We start from the raw sequence: 16,704 nt of genomic DNA on the forward strand, positions 1-16,704 counted from the left end.
CAGTCTAATTCCTGCGCAAGACACAAGCGGGCTTGCTCGCGAAGGGGCCAGAATGGACACCGAATCAATCAGTAAGTGTTACTCAGGCCTCGGTCAGCCCGGCAACTCCAGATTATCCAGCACCCGATTCACCGCCAGTTCCCCGAGCATGATCAACTGCGCAATCCCCAACACCGTCCGGCGCTGCGGCCCCGGCAACTGGCCGGCGAAGTCCTGGGCGATGGTCTTTGCCGAAGCGAGAGTTTCGCAGGCATCGGTCAACAGTTCCTCGTTTTTTGTGTCCGCGGTCACGGCATACATCCCGCGGGTTTTACGTGGGGGCGGCGTGGAGCCGGGCGGGCAGAGGTAGTGGTCGAGCGCGCGGTCAGCGGCTTCGTGGAGTTTTTTCGAATCGAGGGATTCGTAGGGGGAGGTGGGGGCGGTTTCGGGCGGGTTGGGTGTGGGTTTGAACATGGAGAAGCTCCTACAAAGTGGAGCCACTAAAACCTGTCGCTAAACAGATAAAGGTGGCGGCTGGACGCAGGTTAGCGAACCGGGTGTAGGCGCCCGGCAGACCCGAAGGTCTCCCACGCACAGCCGCCATGACACCAATCGCAATCAGGAGATCTGCGATGGAGTTTGGAGCGCTGATGCGCCTACATAGAATCAGGTCGCTAAACCCGATCGCTGATTCGTCAGCGACCGGACCACAATAGAGCCCACCCCCACGGCGCACAAGCCGGCGGATTCTGGCGTATCTGTAGGCAATGGCGCAAGGATGTGTAGCCTGGAAGGCGTGTCTGGAAGTGTTTTTAAACGCCATAGCTTAAAAGCAATAGATCACAGCCCCCGGCAACTCCAGCAGGATCAAATGCAATCCGCTGTATGAACTGTCGCAGGCTGCGATCTTTTTAAACGCTCAATATTAAATAGATCCGTCCCCTTATCCTTTCCAACTTCAACGATTCCCTGACGGGCGATAACCACAGCAACATCATCAACGGCGGCTTGGGTAACGACATGCTCAACGGCGGGGGCGGCGATGACTTCCTCATCGGCGGCCTGGGCAACAACACCCTCACCGGCGGCAGCGGTGCCGACACCTTCCAGTGGCTCAAAGGCAACAGCGGCCACGACGTGGTCACCGACTTCACGCCGGGCATCGACAAACTCGACCTGTCGCAACTGCTGCAAGGGGAAAACAGCACTGCGGCGTCGCTGGATGATTACCTGCACTTCAAAGTTACCGGCAGTGGCGATTCACTGGTCACCAGCATCGACGTCAGCGCCATGGCTGGCGCCGCGCCGAATCAGACCATTGACCTGGCGGGTGTGAACCTTGCCAGCCATTACGGCGTAACGCCGGGGGCGGGTGGGGTGATTGCGGGGGAGCACGATACGGCGACCATCATCAACGGGATGCTCAATGACCATTCGTTGAAGGTGGATACGGTGTGATCTGAAATGACAAAACCCGTCATTCCTGTGGAAAGGGATGGCGGGTTTTGTGGTGTTTGTGGGTTCGTCGTTCAGTTCGGAATCCATCCCTCACCCTAACCCTCTCCCAGAGGGAGAGGGGACTGACCGTGCGTGGCTCAAGTTATGAAACAACTCAAAAACCTGAGTTTCACGCGATTTTTCAGGTCGGTGTAACTCGACCAAACAACTTGGGCCGGTAAATAAATGCGTTCCCTTTTCCTCCGAGCCGTCAAACCCGATCACGAATGAGTCGTGACGGGCGTGAGGATAGGGAGTGAGGGCGGGGCAGTCAATCGGCGCAAGGCCGGATATAGCTGCGTTGCCTGTAGGCATCTTCCGGACCTGACACCGATCCCGTAGGAACTGAACTGCCGAAGGCTGCGATCTTTTGATCTTGCCAAAAAAATAAAGATAAAAAGACCGCAGCCTTCGGCAACTTATACCTTGCTTTTTTTCAGTTTGTTAAATAAATATGTCAACTGTTTCCTAGCTGTTATAAAAATTTAAATTTCATTTAACGTGCTCTTAGTCCCAAATAAATACGCAGAGGTCGATCGCCGGCATAAACGTATGAATACGTAAAAGTCAGCTGTCGGTAATCAAACAAGCATATCGCAGATGTTGGAGTAGCTTCGCCTAACTTCATTGGGAAGTACTGGGTGCCGGGTGTTTTTGAAGCGAAGTGCTTAAAGAGAATATCCACGCTGGGACGACTTTGCCCTAGGCGTGTGGATATCAGATTATTATTTTGTAGCCAACTCAAATATCCAGATATTGCTCCAGTTGGGCCCTGAATCAAATCGTATTCTTTTTTGTCTACAACTACGGTAAAAGTTCTCTGTTGCCCAGTTCCGTCTCGCGCAGTAATGACTGCTGAGCCGTTTCTAATACCAGTTACTAAACATGCGTTCCCAGATGGTGTCACTCGGGCAACGTTAATGTTGGAAGAACTATAGCTGTAATTGGGGGTTCCCTGTGTTGGGCTACGAGTATAAGTCACATCCACATAGGGATGTCGTAGAGTAAAGAATGAAGAATATATGCAGTCATCAATTAAAGTCACTGGGCGTTCATCAAAAATAAATTCCTTGGCGACAGTAAGGGTGCGCGCCGCCGAGGTGGCGCCCGAGCCATACATCGCCTTGGCCGTGAAACTGTGCGCCGCGACGGTCAGCCCGGATACGTTCAAGGTCCAGATGCCGGTGGTTGCATCTGCAACCGGTTGACCTTTCGACACGGTGCCATCCAGCACATCGACCTTCTGCCCCTTGGCCGCCGCGCCGGTCAGGATCACCGTGGTCTCGACGGTGGTGCCGCCATTGGGAATTTCGACGTTGCTGGGCGAGCCCTTGAGCGAGGTGATGGTCGGTGCCGTTGCGGCGGTCACCGTCAGGGTGCGCGCCGCCGAGGTGGCGCCCGAGCCATACAGCGCCTTGGCCGTGAAACTGTGCGCCGCGACGGTCAGCCCGGATACGGTCAAGGTCCAGATGCCCGTGGTTGCATTCGCAACCGGTTGACCTTTCGACACAGTGCCATCCAGCACATCGACCTTCTGCCCCTTGGCCGCCGCGCCGGTCAGGATCACCGTGGTCTCGACGGTGGTGCCGCCATTGGGGATTTCGACGTTGCTGGGTGAGCCCTTGAGCGAGGTGATGGTCGGTGCGGTTGCGGCGGTCACCGTCAGGGTGCGCGCCGCCGAGGTGGCGCCCGAGCCATACATCGCCTTGGCCGTGAAACTGTGCGCCGCGACGGTCAGCCCGGATACGTTCAAGGTCCAGATGCCGGTGGTTGCATCTGCAACCGGTTGACCTTTCGACACGGTGCCATCCAGCACATCGACCTTCTGCCCCTTGGCCGCCGCGCCGGTCAGGATCACCGTGGTCTCGACGGTGGTGCCGCCATTGGGAATTTCGACGTTGCTGGGTGAGCCCTTGAGCGAGGTGATGGTCGGTGCCGTTGCAGCGGTCACCGTCAGTGTTCGCACATTGGAGAAGGTATCAGCGCTATACAGGGATTTTGCGTACAACCGACGAGCTCCCTGCGGCACGGTGATGGTGTGTTCCCAGATCCCCGTTGTCGCGTTGGCGGTAGCAATCCCCTTGGACACCGCGCTCGCGCCGCTGCCGTCAAAAATCTCGACTTGCAGCCCAGTGCTGGCGGTGCCGCGCAGCGTCAGCGTTGTGCTGACAGTCTGACTCGCCTCAGGCACTTCGTTGCCAGCCGTATCCAGTACGTTGTCCAGTGTCGGGACAACCAACATCACTGCCTTGATGGTGTAAACCCGATCCGGAAACACCGTGGCCGTGGCCGGGTTGTTGCTCTTGTCCAGCGACACCTTGAACTTGATTGTCAGCGTGGTGCCGTGTCCGAGTTGCTTGAGATAGCTGTTGGCCAGCGCGGTGGCCCAGAATCCTTGACTGATCCAGGTGGCGTTGACCCGGGCCGGGAGGCCATTCCACAGCGTCAGGTTGTGCGCCGTACCGTCCGCCTTCTTGCCTTCCAGGCTCAGCCAGCACGGCTGGTCCGCTTCGATCAGCGTGTGGAGCAGAGCGTGAATGGTCGCGTTGTTGCTGCCAAGCGCCATCAAGTCCAGAAAGTTGTTGGCGTCGGCTTCGACGATCTTTGGCGGGATCAGCGCCGTCGCCGGCAGCGTCAGGATGTTCAGCAGCAAAGGCAATGAGGGGGTGGGTTTGCCGTCGCGTTCGACCACGTAGGTGACAGTCACCTGTTTGCCCAGGCTGTAGGCCAGCACCGAGCGCGGCACGGCGATCTCCAGTCCGGCGCTGACCAGCCGCTGCGGGCTGGTGTAGGAGCCCGCCACCGGTGTGCCGGCCGCGCCTTGCCAGATCACGCTCAGCTTGTCGGCGGGCAGCAGCGAGCCCTGCGGCACCAGCACCCGGACTTCCGGCTCGGTCGGGCTGAAGTTGGTGCCGGTCATGCCCTTGACGGTCGGGGCCGACAGGTCAAGTCGGTCGAGATGAATGTCCAGCCGCTTCTCCGGGGATTTGACCCGGTTGCCCAACTGATCGACGACATAGAACTCGGCCACCGCACTTGGGTTGTCGCCCGCCTTCTGGAACGTGTCGGTGAACAGTTTGTGGGTGATCGGCGCCGTGCCGTCGGGGACGTCGAACCTGACCTGGGTGTCGCCCAACAGAAATTCGATGCGGTCGTGGTTGCGCCGGTTGGCATAGGTGAACCCAAACTCCACCCCTTGCGCCGCCCGTGCGGCGCTGACGCCGTCCTTGAGCACGTCGGCCGGGATCACCAGATCCAGGTTGTCCACAGGCCGTAGGTGATACAGCACCAGCAGATCCCGAGAGGGTTCGGAGTTCCCCCCGACACGGGTGACCACGTAATGCAGACGGTTGACGCCATGCATCAAATTCCCGTGTGGCAGGTACAGACGCTGGCGCAGCGTTTCCTCCCCCGGCTTGACGGTCTGGCCTGCTCCTGGGACGAGATCGCCGTTGCAATACAAATCCACGCGATCATCGGCCGCCATGATCCAGGAGCGCAATCGCAGCTCGGTCCAGGGATCGACCAGGCATTCAAGGCCCTGGGCCTGGCCATCATAAAGGGCTTTGGGAATGCCGCCGTGGGCGATGTCGGCAGGTTTCACCGGGGACACCCAGCCCTGGATGATTACGGGAAAAAGCACAAACAATTCGCTAAACGCGGCGGACTGGATATCCATCATGTTCTCCTGGAAGGTGACCGGCCCTGAGTCTTCTCGGGACGCGGGTTCATCACACACCAGGCTGGGAAGACTGACTACTGTCAGATCTGACAGGTAGGCGTGACTTTCAGACGAACGGTCATACCCCTTACATCGGCTCCGGCGGCCCAATCAAACGTCCCATCACCCCAAACAATCCCAACTCTCTGATCACCTCCAGTTCCCCTTTGGTTTCGACCATCTCCGCAATCAACGGCAAATCAATGCTGTTGGTCGCCCGAAAAATTGCCTCGATGAACAGCTTTTTATCACTCTGCTCATCAATGTGACGGATGTACGCACCGTCGATTTTCAAGTAAGCCAGCCCCAGTTGAGTCAGGTTGCCGATCTGGCCGAAGCTGCCGCCGAAATGCTGCAGGCCGATGCGGTAACCGGTGTTGAGCAGGCTGTGGCTCAGGCGTTGCAGTTCTTCCTGAGGCGGCAGTTGGCGCTCGTCGATCTCCAGAATCAGCAACGGCGCGAGTTCGGGCAGCGATTCGAGCATGTCGAGGATGTGTTGCAGCTGCGCTGGATCGCGCAGGGTGCTGCCGGACAGGCTTAACGCCAGGGGCCAACGATTGACGATGAGGTAGTCGAGGGTGGCTGATAAGTAGATGCGTCCCCTTTTCCGGCACGCCGGCGCCCACGACATCGCGCCAGATGTCCACGGCACCTACACCGCCCGCGCCGCCGTGACCGTCACCTATCAGGACGGCCACACCCTCACCGGCACGGCGGGCGACGATGTACTGGTGGCGGGCGCCGGTAACAACGTGATCAATGCCGGCGACGGCAACGACGTACTCACCGCCGGTTCCGGCAACAACGAAATGCACGGCGGCGCCGGCAATGACTTGCTGTACAGCGGTGCGGGCAACGACCTGCTCGACGGCGGCACCGGCGTCGACACCGCGAGCTATGCCCACGCCACCGCCGGGGTTACGGTCAATCTGGGCGTGCTTGGTGCGCAGAACACCATAGGCGCCGGCACCGACACCCTGACAGCGATCGAAAACCTCACCGGTTCCAGCTTCAACGACTCCCTCACCGGCGACAACCACAGCAACATCATCAACGGCGGCCTGGGTAACGACATGCTTAATGGCGGGGGCGGCGACGACTTCCTCATCGGCGGCCTGGGCAACAACACCCTCACCGGCGGCAGCGGTGCCGACACCTTCCAATGGCTCAAAGGCAACAGCGGCCACGACGTGGTCACCGACTTCACGCCGGGCATCGACAAACTCGACCTGTCGCAACTGCTGCAAGGGGAAAACAGCACCGCAGCGTCGCTGGATGATTACCTGCACTTCAAAGTCACCGGCAGCGGCGATTCACTGGTCACCAGCATCGACGTCAGCGCCATGGCTGGCGCTGGGCCGAATCAGACCATTGATTTGGCGGGTGTGAACCTGGCCAGCCATTACGGCGTAACGCCGGGGGCGGGTGGGGTGATTGCCGGTGGGCACGATACGGCGACGATTATCAACGGGATGCTTAATGACCATTCGTTGAAGGTGGATACTGTGTGATCTGAAATGACAAAACCTGCCATTCCTGTGGAAAGGGATGGCGGGTTTTTTGGTGTTTGTAGCTTCGTCGTTCAGTACGGAATCCGACAGACCTGAAGGCTCCCACGCACAACCGCCACGACATCAATCGCAGGCATGAACAATCTGCAAGAGAGTTTGGAGCGCTGCTGTGCCTACAAGGTTCGGCGCCGCTAAACCTGATCGCTGGTTCGCCAGCGACCGGCAAGCAATACAGCCCGTCCCCTAGGCGCGCAAGCCGGCGTGCCTGAGTGAGTGTCAGGAGATGTCTATTAAACATCTCCTTTTATTATTCACGCAGGATTCAGCATCGATAGATCAGACGGATAAATAGATGCGTCCCCTTTTGTTGAGCAAATCGCTAGCAGACTACGCCGTATCTGGCCGTATCTGACCCGATCACCCCGAGCAATATGTGACCTAGGCCAGTGTAGTTACCTGTCCCGGACCGTTGATACGTCTGGCCGTACCAACGACTTTCTATTGACCTCCAAGCGGGATGCCGCGGCCGCCCAGTGATTCTTCCGCAACACGGTTCTCCGACCGTGGTGAACGTTGATAGAAGTGGTGCCGTTACGCAGCGTTGACCGAAAGCAATGAACTAAAAAGTAACGACGCCGCGATCGTCATTCGCCAAAATAAATACCTGTATAACCTGATAGGCAGGACCAGCGAAACATCAAACATCAAACATCAAACATCAAACATCAAACATCAAACATCAAACATCAAACATCAAACATCAAACATCAAACATCAAACATCAAACATCAAACATCAAACGTCGAATGCCGGATTGAAAATCTTCTCGCCGGGCACAAACGTAGCTGACCGTTATCGAGTTGTATGTTACGTAAAGGGCGGTTTCCAAATCTAACCGGGGACAGTTTGTCCCCGGCAGATCGATATATCGGTTGACCGCCTGAAGCAGGGCTTGCTCAGTTTCGCTCACTCACCTCGTTCAGTTAATGTGACAGAGTCTCTATGAATCATAAGCCACTATTGGGTGCTTCTCGTCGAAAGTATAATAACCGCCAAGCTCCAAGGATCCTAATTGTGGGATATACCATAACCTCCAGTAATATATACCAGCACCATAATCAGATCCGGTGTGCCACTGAAGTTGACCCCTATACAGATACTTATAATTAATAATTTCCCGTCTATTTGGAGATTCGTACTGGATCATGAATACGCCACCCTGGCTAATGATCCATTGTTTCGCCTGAGCGAAATTGGAAGGGATTGGGTTATGAAGCATGCGGATGACGTTCGTTGTATCAACAGTGAAGCTTTTCTCCTGGCCCGCTGCGTCAGACACGGTAATAGTTGCCGAACCATTCCCTTCGCTTCGCACGACCCCATTGTTGTCGACTGAGGCTATGCTTTCGTCAGATGATTCGTACTTGTATGGGAGAGTACCGCCGGAGGCTGAACGGTCTGCAGCAGTTCCGACAGGGTCGACTCCTTTGGATATCCAAGGAAGCCCTGTGCCTTGGATTGAGATATTTTGTCCGTTAAGGTTTAGTGGAGTAGTGTCCACTATAAGTTCGGGGGTGACCTTCACCGTATAAGTACGCAGCGGGAAAGTCACCGCCGTCGTTGTATTGACGATACCGTCAAAGTTCACCCTGAAGCTGATGTTCAGCACACTCCGGTCCTTGAGCGTCTTCAACCACTCAATCGGTGCTGGCCGGATCAGGCCCGGCAGCGTGCTGTGCGGCTCACCTTTGCGGTCCTCGAAAAAGATCGCTACGCCATTGGCAGCGAATCCGTCATAGCGCAACCAGACACACTGCCTGCTCACTTGCTGCGGCCATTCACCCACCCGCAGCTGAGCGCTGGCCTGCATCTTGGTCACGTCCAGTTTGTTGCCAATCGCGCCGTCCATTGCTGGTGTCGGCAGACTCGGATGGTTATCCGGAATCGTGCCGACGGAGGCGGTCAGGGGCAGCGACGGGAATGGCTTGCCGCCGCGAATCAGCACATAACTCAGCTCGACCGGCTTACCCATGTTCGCCGCGATAAAGGCCTTGTCCAGCGCAAAGTTGGCGCGACTGTTGACGTTGAGCGGCTTGGCGACAAAGGTCGGCGAGCCGGCGCCGGGAGCGCCCTTGACAATGAGCTGCACGGTGTCGCCCGCACGATAACCCAGAACCTCCACTTGACCGTTGGCGCCTTGCAAGTTGGCGGCGTCCAGGGGGTCGAGTACGCCATTGACCGACTTCTGCAACCTTGGAGCTTTCAGGTCCGGCAGCCCTTCACCGATGACACGCGCTGTGGCCACTCTTGAGCTGCCCAGTACAGCGTCATTTCTGAGCGACTGATACGTCACCGTCACCACGCTGCCGGCAATAACCTTGTCGTTGGCCACTTGCAGCACGCTGGGCCTCTTCTGCCCGAACTCGTCTGCTTCGACGTCACCCGTTGCCGTCACCACCACGTCGGGCTGGCCGGTAATTTTTGCGGTGTAGGTCGTATTGAGGGTGTCGCCCGGCAGGAAGCGATGGTCGTTGGTCAGGACGATCAGCAACAGGGGATTCTTGCCGAGTTTTTCCAGGTCGATGGTGCCAGGATCGTCCGTCGGGTCGTTTAGGGTTTCCCGCAGGATCGGCGCCGGCAAGCGATTACCGGCCAGGTCCATGTCCACGGTTTGTGTCGCCGACCAGGGCGAGTCGGTGTCCGGGCCGTTGCCGAGCTGGTCGGTAACGGTGTAGGAAAATTTGAATTGCGGATGGTCCTTCGCGCTTTCCAGGTCTGCACGGGTAACGGTGAAACACACGGTGACCGGCTCGTCCGAGCCAGGCTTGGGCGCTTGCAACGCGGTGACGGTGTGGAATACGTCGTGGCCATTGCAGTTCAGACGAATGCGGTCGTAAGCCCGGCAATATGGGTAGGAAACACATACCTGCGCGCCCGCTGCGGGGAAGTCCGGTCCGACACCGTTCTTGATCGCGTCGGGTAACAGTAACTCCAGTCGGGAGTGGCCGTCCTCTCCGGGATTGGTGTCTTGATTGCCAGGCCGGATGGCGTTGTACAGCAACTCCAGTGGTGGCTCGGAAGTGCCTATGTTCTGGCTGTTGCGAGTCACTGAATATGTGAGGCGGTTGGTGATGTCGCCGAGCAGCAGCTTTTTCGAAATGTACAGGGTGGTGGTGCTGCTATCGGACGCCGTCTGCTGGCTGTCGATGCCGGGTTGGCCGTTGAGATTGAGGGTGACGGTGTCACCCGGTTGCTGTCCCTGATATGGGTCAACCTCAACAGTGGCACCCATGGGGGGCAGGTCATAAATCCGCAACGACACACCTGCATGTGCACCCACGACTGGAACTGTGGCCTCGGGAAGCCTCGGTGCATATAGAGTGAACACCGTGTTTTCAAGCGCTTCGGTTAGATCGTTGTCCATGGGAGGGTTCCTTGCCTGAAGAGGCGGAAGAGGGGCTGAAGCGGTATCAGGCACCCGGCAAGGAGAGCTGTCTACTGTCATATATGACAGGTAAACCCACGTTTAAGACGAACGGTCTAACCGCATTACATCGGCTCCGGCGGCCCAATCAACCGGCCCATCACCCCAAACAATCCCAACTCCCTGATCACCTCTAGTTCCCCTTTGGTTTCGACCATCTCCGCAATCAACGGCAAATCAATGCTGTTGGTCGCCCGAAAAATCGCCTCGATGAACAGCTTTTTATCACTTTGCTCATCAATGTGACGGATGTACGCACCGTCGATTTTCAAGTAAGCCAGCCCCAGTTGAGTCAGGTTGCCGATCTGGCCGAAGCTGCCGCCGAAATGCTGCAGGCCGATGCGGTAACCGGTGTTGAGCAGGCTGTGGCTCAGGCGTTGCAGTTCTTCCTGAGGTGGCAGTTGGCGTTCGTCGATTTCCAGAATCAGCAACGGCGCGAGTTCGGGCAGCGATTCGAGCATGTCGAGGATGTGTTGCAGCTGCGCTGGATCGCGCAGGGTGCTGCCGGACAGGCTTAACGCCAGGGGCCAACGATTGACGATGAGGTAGTCGAGGGTGGCTTCGAGCATGGCCAGGTCGAACCGGGCCGACCAGCCGAGTCGCTCGATCCACGGCAGGAAGTGCCCGGCGGCAATGGCCTCGCCCTGAGGGTCGATCAGGCGCGCGAGGACTTTGTGATGCATCACCTGGCTGGTGTCGGCGCATTGCACCACCGGCTGGAAATACAGTTGCATCTTGCCTTGGTTCAGGGCGTCGTCGATCCAGGTTTGCCAGTCGTTTTGGGACGGGTTCGGTGCGGTGATGGAATCGGCCAAGTGGACCCACGGGCGCTCGGGATGTTGCCGAGCTTCGGTCAACGCCTGATCCAGTCGCAGCAGCACGTCACTGGCCGGCTCACCTGGGTGGTAAGGGGCGATCCCCAAATGTGCCACCGGCATGGAGTCGCTGGCGCCAGTCAGGCGCAGGTTTTCCAGGGTGGCGCTGATTTCGCAGGCCAGGCGTGCGGCGTCGGTGCTGTCCAGGCCAGGCGTCAGCAGGCTGAATTCACCGCCACGATTGCGCGCTGCAAGCCAGGTGCGACGTTCCGGTGGCTGGGTCAGGCGCTTGAGTAATTCACCGACGGCGCTGATCAGCGCATCGGTGCGCTGGCCGCCCAAGCGTTGGTTGAGACCGACCAGATCGTTGATTCGCAGCATCAGCAAATGGCCGTCGCTGCTCTGCTCGGAGACCAGCAACTCGTCGGCCAACTCTTCATCCAGCAAGCGTCGATTGGCCAGGCCTGTAAGGCTGTCCTGATAGGACTCGGCCCGCAGTTTTTCACTGCGTGCGACCTCTTCGGCGAACAGCGCCTTGAGCTTCTCGACCATCTGGTTCATGGCCAATACCACGCGTTTCAACTCCGGTGTGCGCGGTAGTTCCGGAAGGCTGAGGAATTCGCGTTTGCTGATGGCTTCGGCCTGTTTGACCATGGTGTCGAGTGGACGAAATTGCCGGCGCAGCAACCAGCCACCAAACACGGCACTGAGCAGGCCGCACACCAGTAACCAGATCAGGCTGCCGAGGGTGCTGTCCCAGAGTTTGGCCAGGGCGAACTGCGGATTGCTCAACACTTCGACCCGTGCCGCCTGGACCCAGCCGCGCATGATCAGCGCTTCGCCACCGGGTGGGTGCAGGTTGACCAGGTTCACAAACCAGGCGGGAACGCCCTCGATTTGCCTCGGCGCACTGCGCTCCACCAGCACCTGCGCATCCTCGATGTTGATGATTCGAATACTGCTGAAGTAACCGCTGTCGAAAATTGAGCTGACCATTAATTCGATCATGGCCGGGTCATCGATTTGTACCGTCAACGACAAACCCAACGCGGTGGCGGCGTCCTGGGCGTGGGAGCGCAACTGGCCGAGCATCTGGTCGCGAGAGCTTTCCAGGCTGACAAAAAAACTGCCGCTGAACGCCACCAGCAAGAACAGGCAGATGGCGAGAAACAACTGTTTACGCAGTGACATAAATCGCTCCTTGCTCAGGTGGCTAGCCGTCGCCCACGGCGAACCCTTCGGCCTGCATCTTTTTTAGTACGTCCTGCCAGCGCGACAGTTTTTTCGAGTCGCTGCTGCGTTTGCCGCCATTGGCTCCCGGCAAGTACAGACCTTCGGCATTGAAGGCGTACACCGGCAGCAGGTCTTTGCGTTGGGAGGCGGGGCGGACCTCGCCGATCAAGTTGTCCAGCACCAGCGGATCGGCCGTGGGGCTGTTGTAGAACGTCAGCACCATGTGCGCCTGGTTCTGGGTCAGGGCTTTCACGTAGGTGATGCGTAGTTTTTCGCTGGGAATTCCCAGGTAGCGCAGGCTGAAATATTTTGCCAGTGCGTAGTCCTCGCAATCAGCGGAGCCCTTGATCAGGGATTCGACGGGCGTGGCCCAGTAATCGGTCTGGTGCCAGATGCGGGTGTCGTCCAGAAAGCTTAATTGCTGATTGAAGAAGCGATTGACCGCGTTCAGTTGCTCGCGCTCGGGGGCGTTGACTTCGCTTTGCAGCATCTGACTCCAGGCCTCGATCCTTCCCCGTCCCGGGCCGAGGGTGCCGTAGCGAACTTCGGCGGTTTGCAGAATCAGCGTAAAACTCCAGTTGGCCCAGACACTGCCCAGCCCGGCCAACAGAAAAGTGATCAGCAACAGCCATCCGCCGAGCCGAAGTCGGAGCGTTGACCATCCTGGACTACGCGGACTGCGGGACATGTCTGGCCGCTCGGGTGCAGATGCCTGAAGTCTAGGCGGTGTTTTCAGCCAGGCAGGACAGATCGTCGGTTGGTACGCGGACTTGTAGCAGCTAGCGAAGCCTGCGTTCGGCTGCGAAGCAGTCGTAAACCCTGTACATGCGGTTTGCCTGATAGACCACAGCGGATGGACTAGCGACGGCTTCGCCGCCGAACGCAGCCTTCGGCAGCTGCTACAGAGATTGTGGCGTTTTCAGGGTTTGTGCAGGGTTTTCTGCTTGAGAATGTAGATCGTCACCAGAACGGCGCTGGTGAGCATGGCACCCCGCGCCCACGGGAGGGGTACCAGATAGCAGGAAAGCAGGATGCTCGCCCACATCAGGCCGATGGCGTAGACCTTGCCCTTGAGCGGGATGCCGTTGCCGCTCAGGTAATCGCGAACCCACGGCCCAAGCCGCGGATGTTCAACCAGCCAATGATAGAAACGCGGCGAACTGCGGGCGAAGCAGGCGGCCGCCAGCAGCAGGAAGGGCGTGGTGGGCAACACCGGCAGGAAAATCCCGATTACCCCCAGCGCTACGCTCAGCCAGCCGATGGACAGCAGCACGTAACGCAACATCAGGGAGCGGTTGCCTATGGGGTTGTCCATAGGCAAAACCTTAGTGGTGACGAGGCTTGAGGATCGCCGGTTTTTCGTCTGGCGCCTGGCACAGCAGGTACAGCGCGGTCAGGGCTTCCGGGATCTGCACGATCATGTCGTCCATCAGGTTGGCGTCTTTGGCGATGTCTTCGAACTCAGGCTGTTCGTCGAACAGACCCGAACCGACCATGATCGGCAGCAGCATTTCGCTGACTTCGTCTTCGGCGGTTTCGAACCAGGCTGCTTCGCGCAGGAACACGCCTTCCATGAAACCGATGCACCAGCCGCGCAGGTCGGAATCGTCCGGCTCTTCGCCCAGGTCCAGGTCGCAGGGCAGCTCGAACTCTTCATCGGACGCCAGCTGGCGAGCGATGTGAGCCTTGAGGGCCAACAGGGTGGACTCAATCGCTTCACGCTCGGTGTCGTCGGCGTAATGCGGCTCTTCGGCGAAGAGGGCGTCGATCCACTCACGGTCGGGAACGGTTTCGGAACAGATCGACAGCGCAGTGAGGTAGCCGTGGGCGGCCACGTAGTCCAGCGCCTCGTCATGCAGTTCGTCGGCGTCGAGGAAGACTTGCAGGCGGGTTAGTTGCTCAGCGAAGGACATTAAAGGGCTACCTTGGGAATTAAACAGATGCGGGAATTCTAGGCCTTCTTGAGCGCTTGGGCCAGCCGCGCGGCATTTTTGCCCCATCGCGGCCCTGCGAAACACCGCAACCCCTGTGGGAGCGAGCCTGCTCGCGAAGGCAGTGTGCCAGCCAGCATTAATGTCGACTGACACTCCGCTTTCGCGAGCAGGCTCGCTCCCACAGGTTCTGCAGTGCATTGACCTTCGTGTGTCTTCTCAGCGGCGCCCTTTGCCGGACAGGGGTCGGGTATACTCCCGCGTTTTGTGACGCCCTGCCGGCGTCGCGGCTGAAATGTAAAGCGTCATGCAATGCGCACTTACGATTTGTCGGTGCAGCCTTCGTGGTTCTGAACCAGCCTTGCAGGGATGTTTTTGTGATTTTTGGAGTTTCTATGCTCGAACAGGCTCAACGCGTCCTCAAGGACATCTTCGGCTACGACAGTTTCCGTGGCCGTCAGGGTGCAATCATTGAGCGCGTGGCCAGTGGCGGCGACGCTCTGGTGCTGATGCCTACCGGTGGCGGCAAGTCCTTGTGCTTCCAGGTGCCGGCGCTGTTGCGCGAAGGCCTGGCGGTGGTGGTGTCGCCGCTGATCGCCCTGATGGACGACCAGGTCGCCACCCTCGAAGAGCTGGGCGTCGCTGCGGCGGCATTGAACTCCACGCTCAGCGCCGAGCAGCAGCGCGACCTGGCGGCACGGATCAAGCGCGGTGAAGTGAAAATGCTTTATCTCGCGCCTGAGCGTCTGGTTCAGCCACGGATGCTGGCGTTCCTGCAAAGCCTTGAAATTTCCCTGTTCGCCATCGACGAAGCCCACTGCGTGTCCCAATGGGGCCACGACTTCCGCCGCGAATACCTGCAACTGGGCCAGTTGGCGGAATTGTTCCCCAACGTCCCGCGTATCGCCCTGACCGCGACCGCCGACAAGCGTACCCGGGAAGAAATCGTAGACCGCCTTCATCTTCAGGATGCCGAGCGTTTCCTGTCGAGTTTCGACCGCCCCAATATCTTTTATCGCATCGTGCCCAAAGAGCAGCCGCGCAAGCAGTTGCTGGCGTTCCTCGCCGAGCGGCGCAGCGATGCCGGCATCGTCTATTGCCTGTCGCGCAAGAAAGTCGACGAAGTGGCGGTGTTCCTCAGCGAGCAAGGCTTCCCGGCGCTGCCGTACCACGCCGGTCTGCCCAACGATACCCGGGCTCACCACCAGAAGCGCTTCCTTAATGAGGAAGGCCTGATCATGGTCGCCACCGTGGCGTTCGGCATGGGCATCGACAAGCCCAACGTGCGCTTTGTCGCTCACCTCGACTTGCCAAAATCCCTTGAAGCTTACTACCAGGAAACCGGTCGCGGCGGCCGAGACGGTCTGCCGGCAGACGCCTGGATGGCCTACGGCCTGCAAGACGTGGTGATGCTCAAGCAGATGTTGCAGAACTCCGAGGGCGACGAGCGCCACAAGCGCCTGGAGCAGCACAAGCTCGACGCCATGCTCTCGCTCTGCGAAGAAACCCGCTGCCGTCGCCAGACGCTGCTGGCCTATTTCGACGAAGACATGCCCGAGCCGTGCGGCCATTGCGATAACTGCGTCGATGGCGTGCAGACCTGGGACGCCACCGAGCCGGCCCGTCAGGCGCTTTCGGCGATCTACCGCACCGGCCAGCGCTATGGCGTCGGGCATTTGGTCGATGTGTTACTGGGCAAGGACAACGAAAAGGTCCGCAGCTTCGGCCATCAACATCTGTCGGTGTTTGGTGTAGGCAAGGCGATGGGAGAGAGCGAATGGCGCTCCTTGTTCCGTCAGCTGGTTGCCCGCGGTCTGGCGGACATCGACCTGGAAGGCTACGGCGGCCTGCGCCTGAGCGACACCTGTCGACCGCTGCTCAAGGGCGAAGTAACCCTGGAGCTGCGTCGCGACCTCAAGCCGCAAACCACGGCCAAAAGCAGCAAGAGCCAGGCGAGCCAACTGGTTCGCGGCGAAGAGCGCGAACAGTGGGAAGCCTTGCGCGCCCTGCGTCGAAAACTCGCCGAAGAGCATGGCGTGCCGCCGTACGTCATCTTCCCCGACTCGACACTGCTGGAAATGCTCCGCAGCCAACCGACCTCGCTGTCGGAAATGGCCACGGTCAGCGGCGTTGGCGCGCGCAAGCTGGAGCGTTACGGCGAGGCCTTCCTCGAAGTCCTCGGCGGGCAAGTCGAGGCGCCGAAAGTGGTGGCCGACTTGCGCCACGAACTGATCACACTGGCCCGAGCCGGCATGACACCGTTGCAGATCGCCGGTCAGCTGCAATGCTCGGAAAAGAACGTCTACACCCTGCTCGCCGAAGCGATTGGCAAGCAGCAGTTGTCGCTGGAACAAGCGCTGGATCTGCCCGAAGAGTTGATGGGTGAAATCCAGGATGCGTTCCTCGACGGCGAGGGCGAATTGCCGCCCGTGTCGGAGATTACTGCACTGTTTGCCGGGAGAGTGCCGGAAGGCGTTTTGTACTGTGTTCGGGCGGCGCTGCAATCCGAATTCGAGATTTAGGTGATTTGCCA

Annotated in this window: 8 protein-coding genes and 3 pseudogenes; 3 read left to right on the forward strand and 8 right to left on the reverse strand. The window is 58.8% G+C overall.

Annotation, left to right across the window (positions count from 1 at the left end):
* Positions 1-93: 93 nt before the first annotated feature.
* Positions 94-453: a DUF6124 family protein gene (locus QFX16_RS08075; RefSeq protein ID WP_283183517.1), complete on the reverse strand. Its 360-nt coding sequence runs from the start codon at positions 451-453 to the stop codon at positions 94-96.
* Positions 454-912: 459 nt separating this feature from the next.
* Here QFX16_RS08075 and QFX16_RS08080 point away from each other — a divergent pair.
* Positions 913-1,437, forward strand: a pseudogene (locus QFX16_RS08080) (type I secretion C-terminal target domain-containing protein); the annotation flags it as partial.
* Positions 1,438-1,972: 535 nt separating this feature from the next.
* On the opposite strand, the gene QFX16_RS08085 reads toward QFX16_RS08080, so the two are convergent.
* Together QFX16_RS08085 and QFX16_RS08090 are read right to left on the reverse strand one after the other, a co-directional pair.
* Positions 1,973-5,155, reverse strand: coding sequence for a hypothetical protein (locus QFX16_RS08085; RefSeq protein WP_283183518.1), 3,183 nt, complete (start codon positions 5,153-5,155; stop codon positions 1,973-1,975).
* A 130-nt stretch (positions 5,156-5,285) separates the two neighbouring features.
* A pseudogene (locus tag QFX16_RS08090) lies at positions 5,286-5,786 on the reverse strand (EAL domain-containing protein); the annotation flags it as partial.
* 22 nt (positions 5,787-5,808) lie between these two features.
* On the opposite strand from QFX16_RS08090, the pseudogene QFX16_RS08095 reads away from it, so the two are divergent.
* Positions 5,809-6,708 (forward strand): annotated as a pseudogene (locus QFX16_RS08095) (type I secretion C-terminal target domain-containing protein); the annotation flags it as partial.
* A 1,000-nt stretch (positions 6,709-7,708) separates the two neighbouring features.
* Here QFX16_RS08095 and QFX16_RS08105 read toward each other — a convergent pair.
* The 5 genes from QFX16_RS08105 to QFX16_RS08125 all read right to left on the reverse strand — a co-directional run bounded on the left by QFX16_RS08105 (position 7,709) and on the right by QFX16_RS08125 (position 14,153).
* Entirely contained in the window at positions 7,709-10,132 is a 2,424-nt protein-coding gene (locus QFX16_RS08105; protein ID WP_283183519.1) for an immunoglobulin-like domain-containing protein, read from the reverse strand.
* Between the two features lie 125 nt (positions 10,133-10,257).
* Complete coding sequence (gene lapD, locus QFX16_RS08110; RefSeq protein ID WP_283183520.1) at positions 10,258-12,198, reverse strand: cyclic di-GMP receptor LapD; 1,941 nt, start codon at positions 12,196-12,198, stop codon at positions 10,258-10,260.
* A 22-nt stretch (positions 12,199-12,220) separates the two neighbouring features.
* The gene (lapG, locus tag QFX16_RS08115; protein WP_283183521.1) at positions 12,221-12,928 is read right to left on the reverse strand and encodes a cysteine protease LapG; all 708 of its coding nucleotides are present in this window, start codon (positions 12,926-12,928) and stop codon (positions 12,221-12,223) included.
* Positions 12,929-13,159: 231 nt separating this feature from the next.
* Positions 13,160-13,555, reverse strand: coding sequence for a YbaN family protein (locus tag QFX16_RS08120; protein WP_283183522.1), 396 nt, complete (start codon positions 13,553-13,555; stop codon positions 13,160-13,162).
* Between the two features lie 10 nt (positions 13,556-13,565).
* Entirely contained in the window at positions 13,566-14,153 is a 588-nt protein-coding gene (locus QFX16_RS08125) for a UPF0149 family protein (RefSeq protein ID WP_008156162.1), read from the reverse strand.
* 413 nt (positions 14,154-14,566) lie between these two features.
* Here QFX16_RS08125 and recQ point away from each other — a divergent pair, with 413 nt between their 5' ends.
* Complete coding sequence (recQ, locus tag QFX16_RS08130) at positions 14,567-16,693, forward strand: DNA helicase RecQ (RefSeq protein WP_283183523.1); 2,127 nt, start codon at positions 14,567-14,569, stop codon at positions 16,691-16,693.
* Positions 16,694-16,704: the final 11 nt, after the last annotated feature.

The sequence above is a fragment of the Pseudomonas svalbardensis genome, from assembly GCF_030053115.1.
GTDB lineage: Bacteria > Pseudomonadota > Gammaproteobacteria > Pseudomonadales > Pseudomonadaceae > Aquipseudomonas > Aquipseudomonas svalbardensis.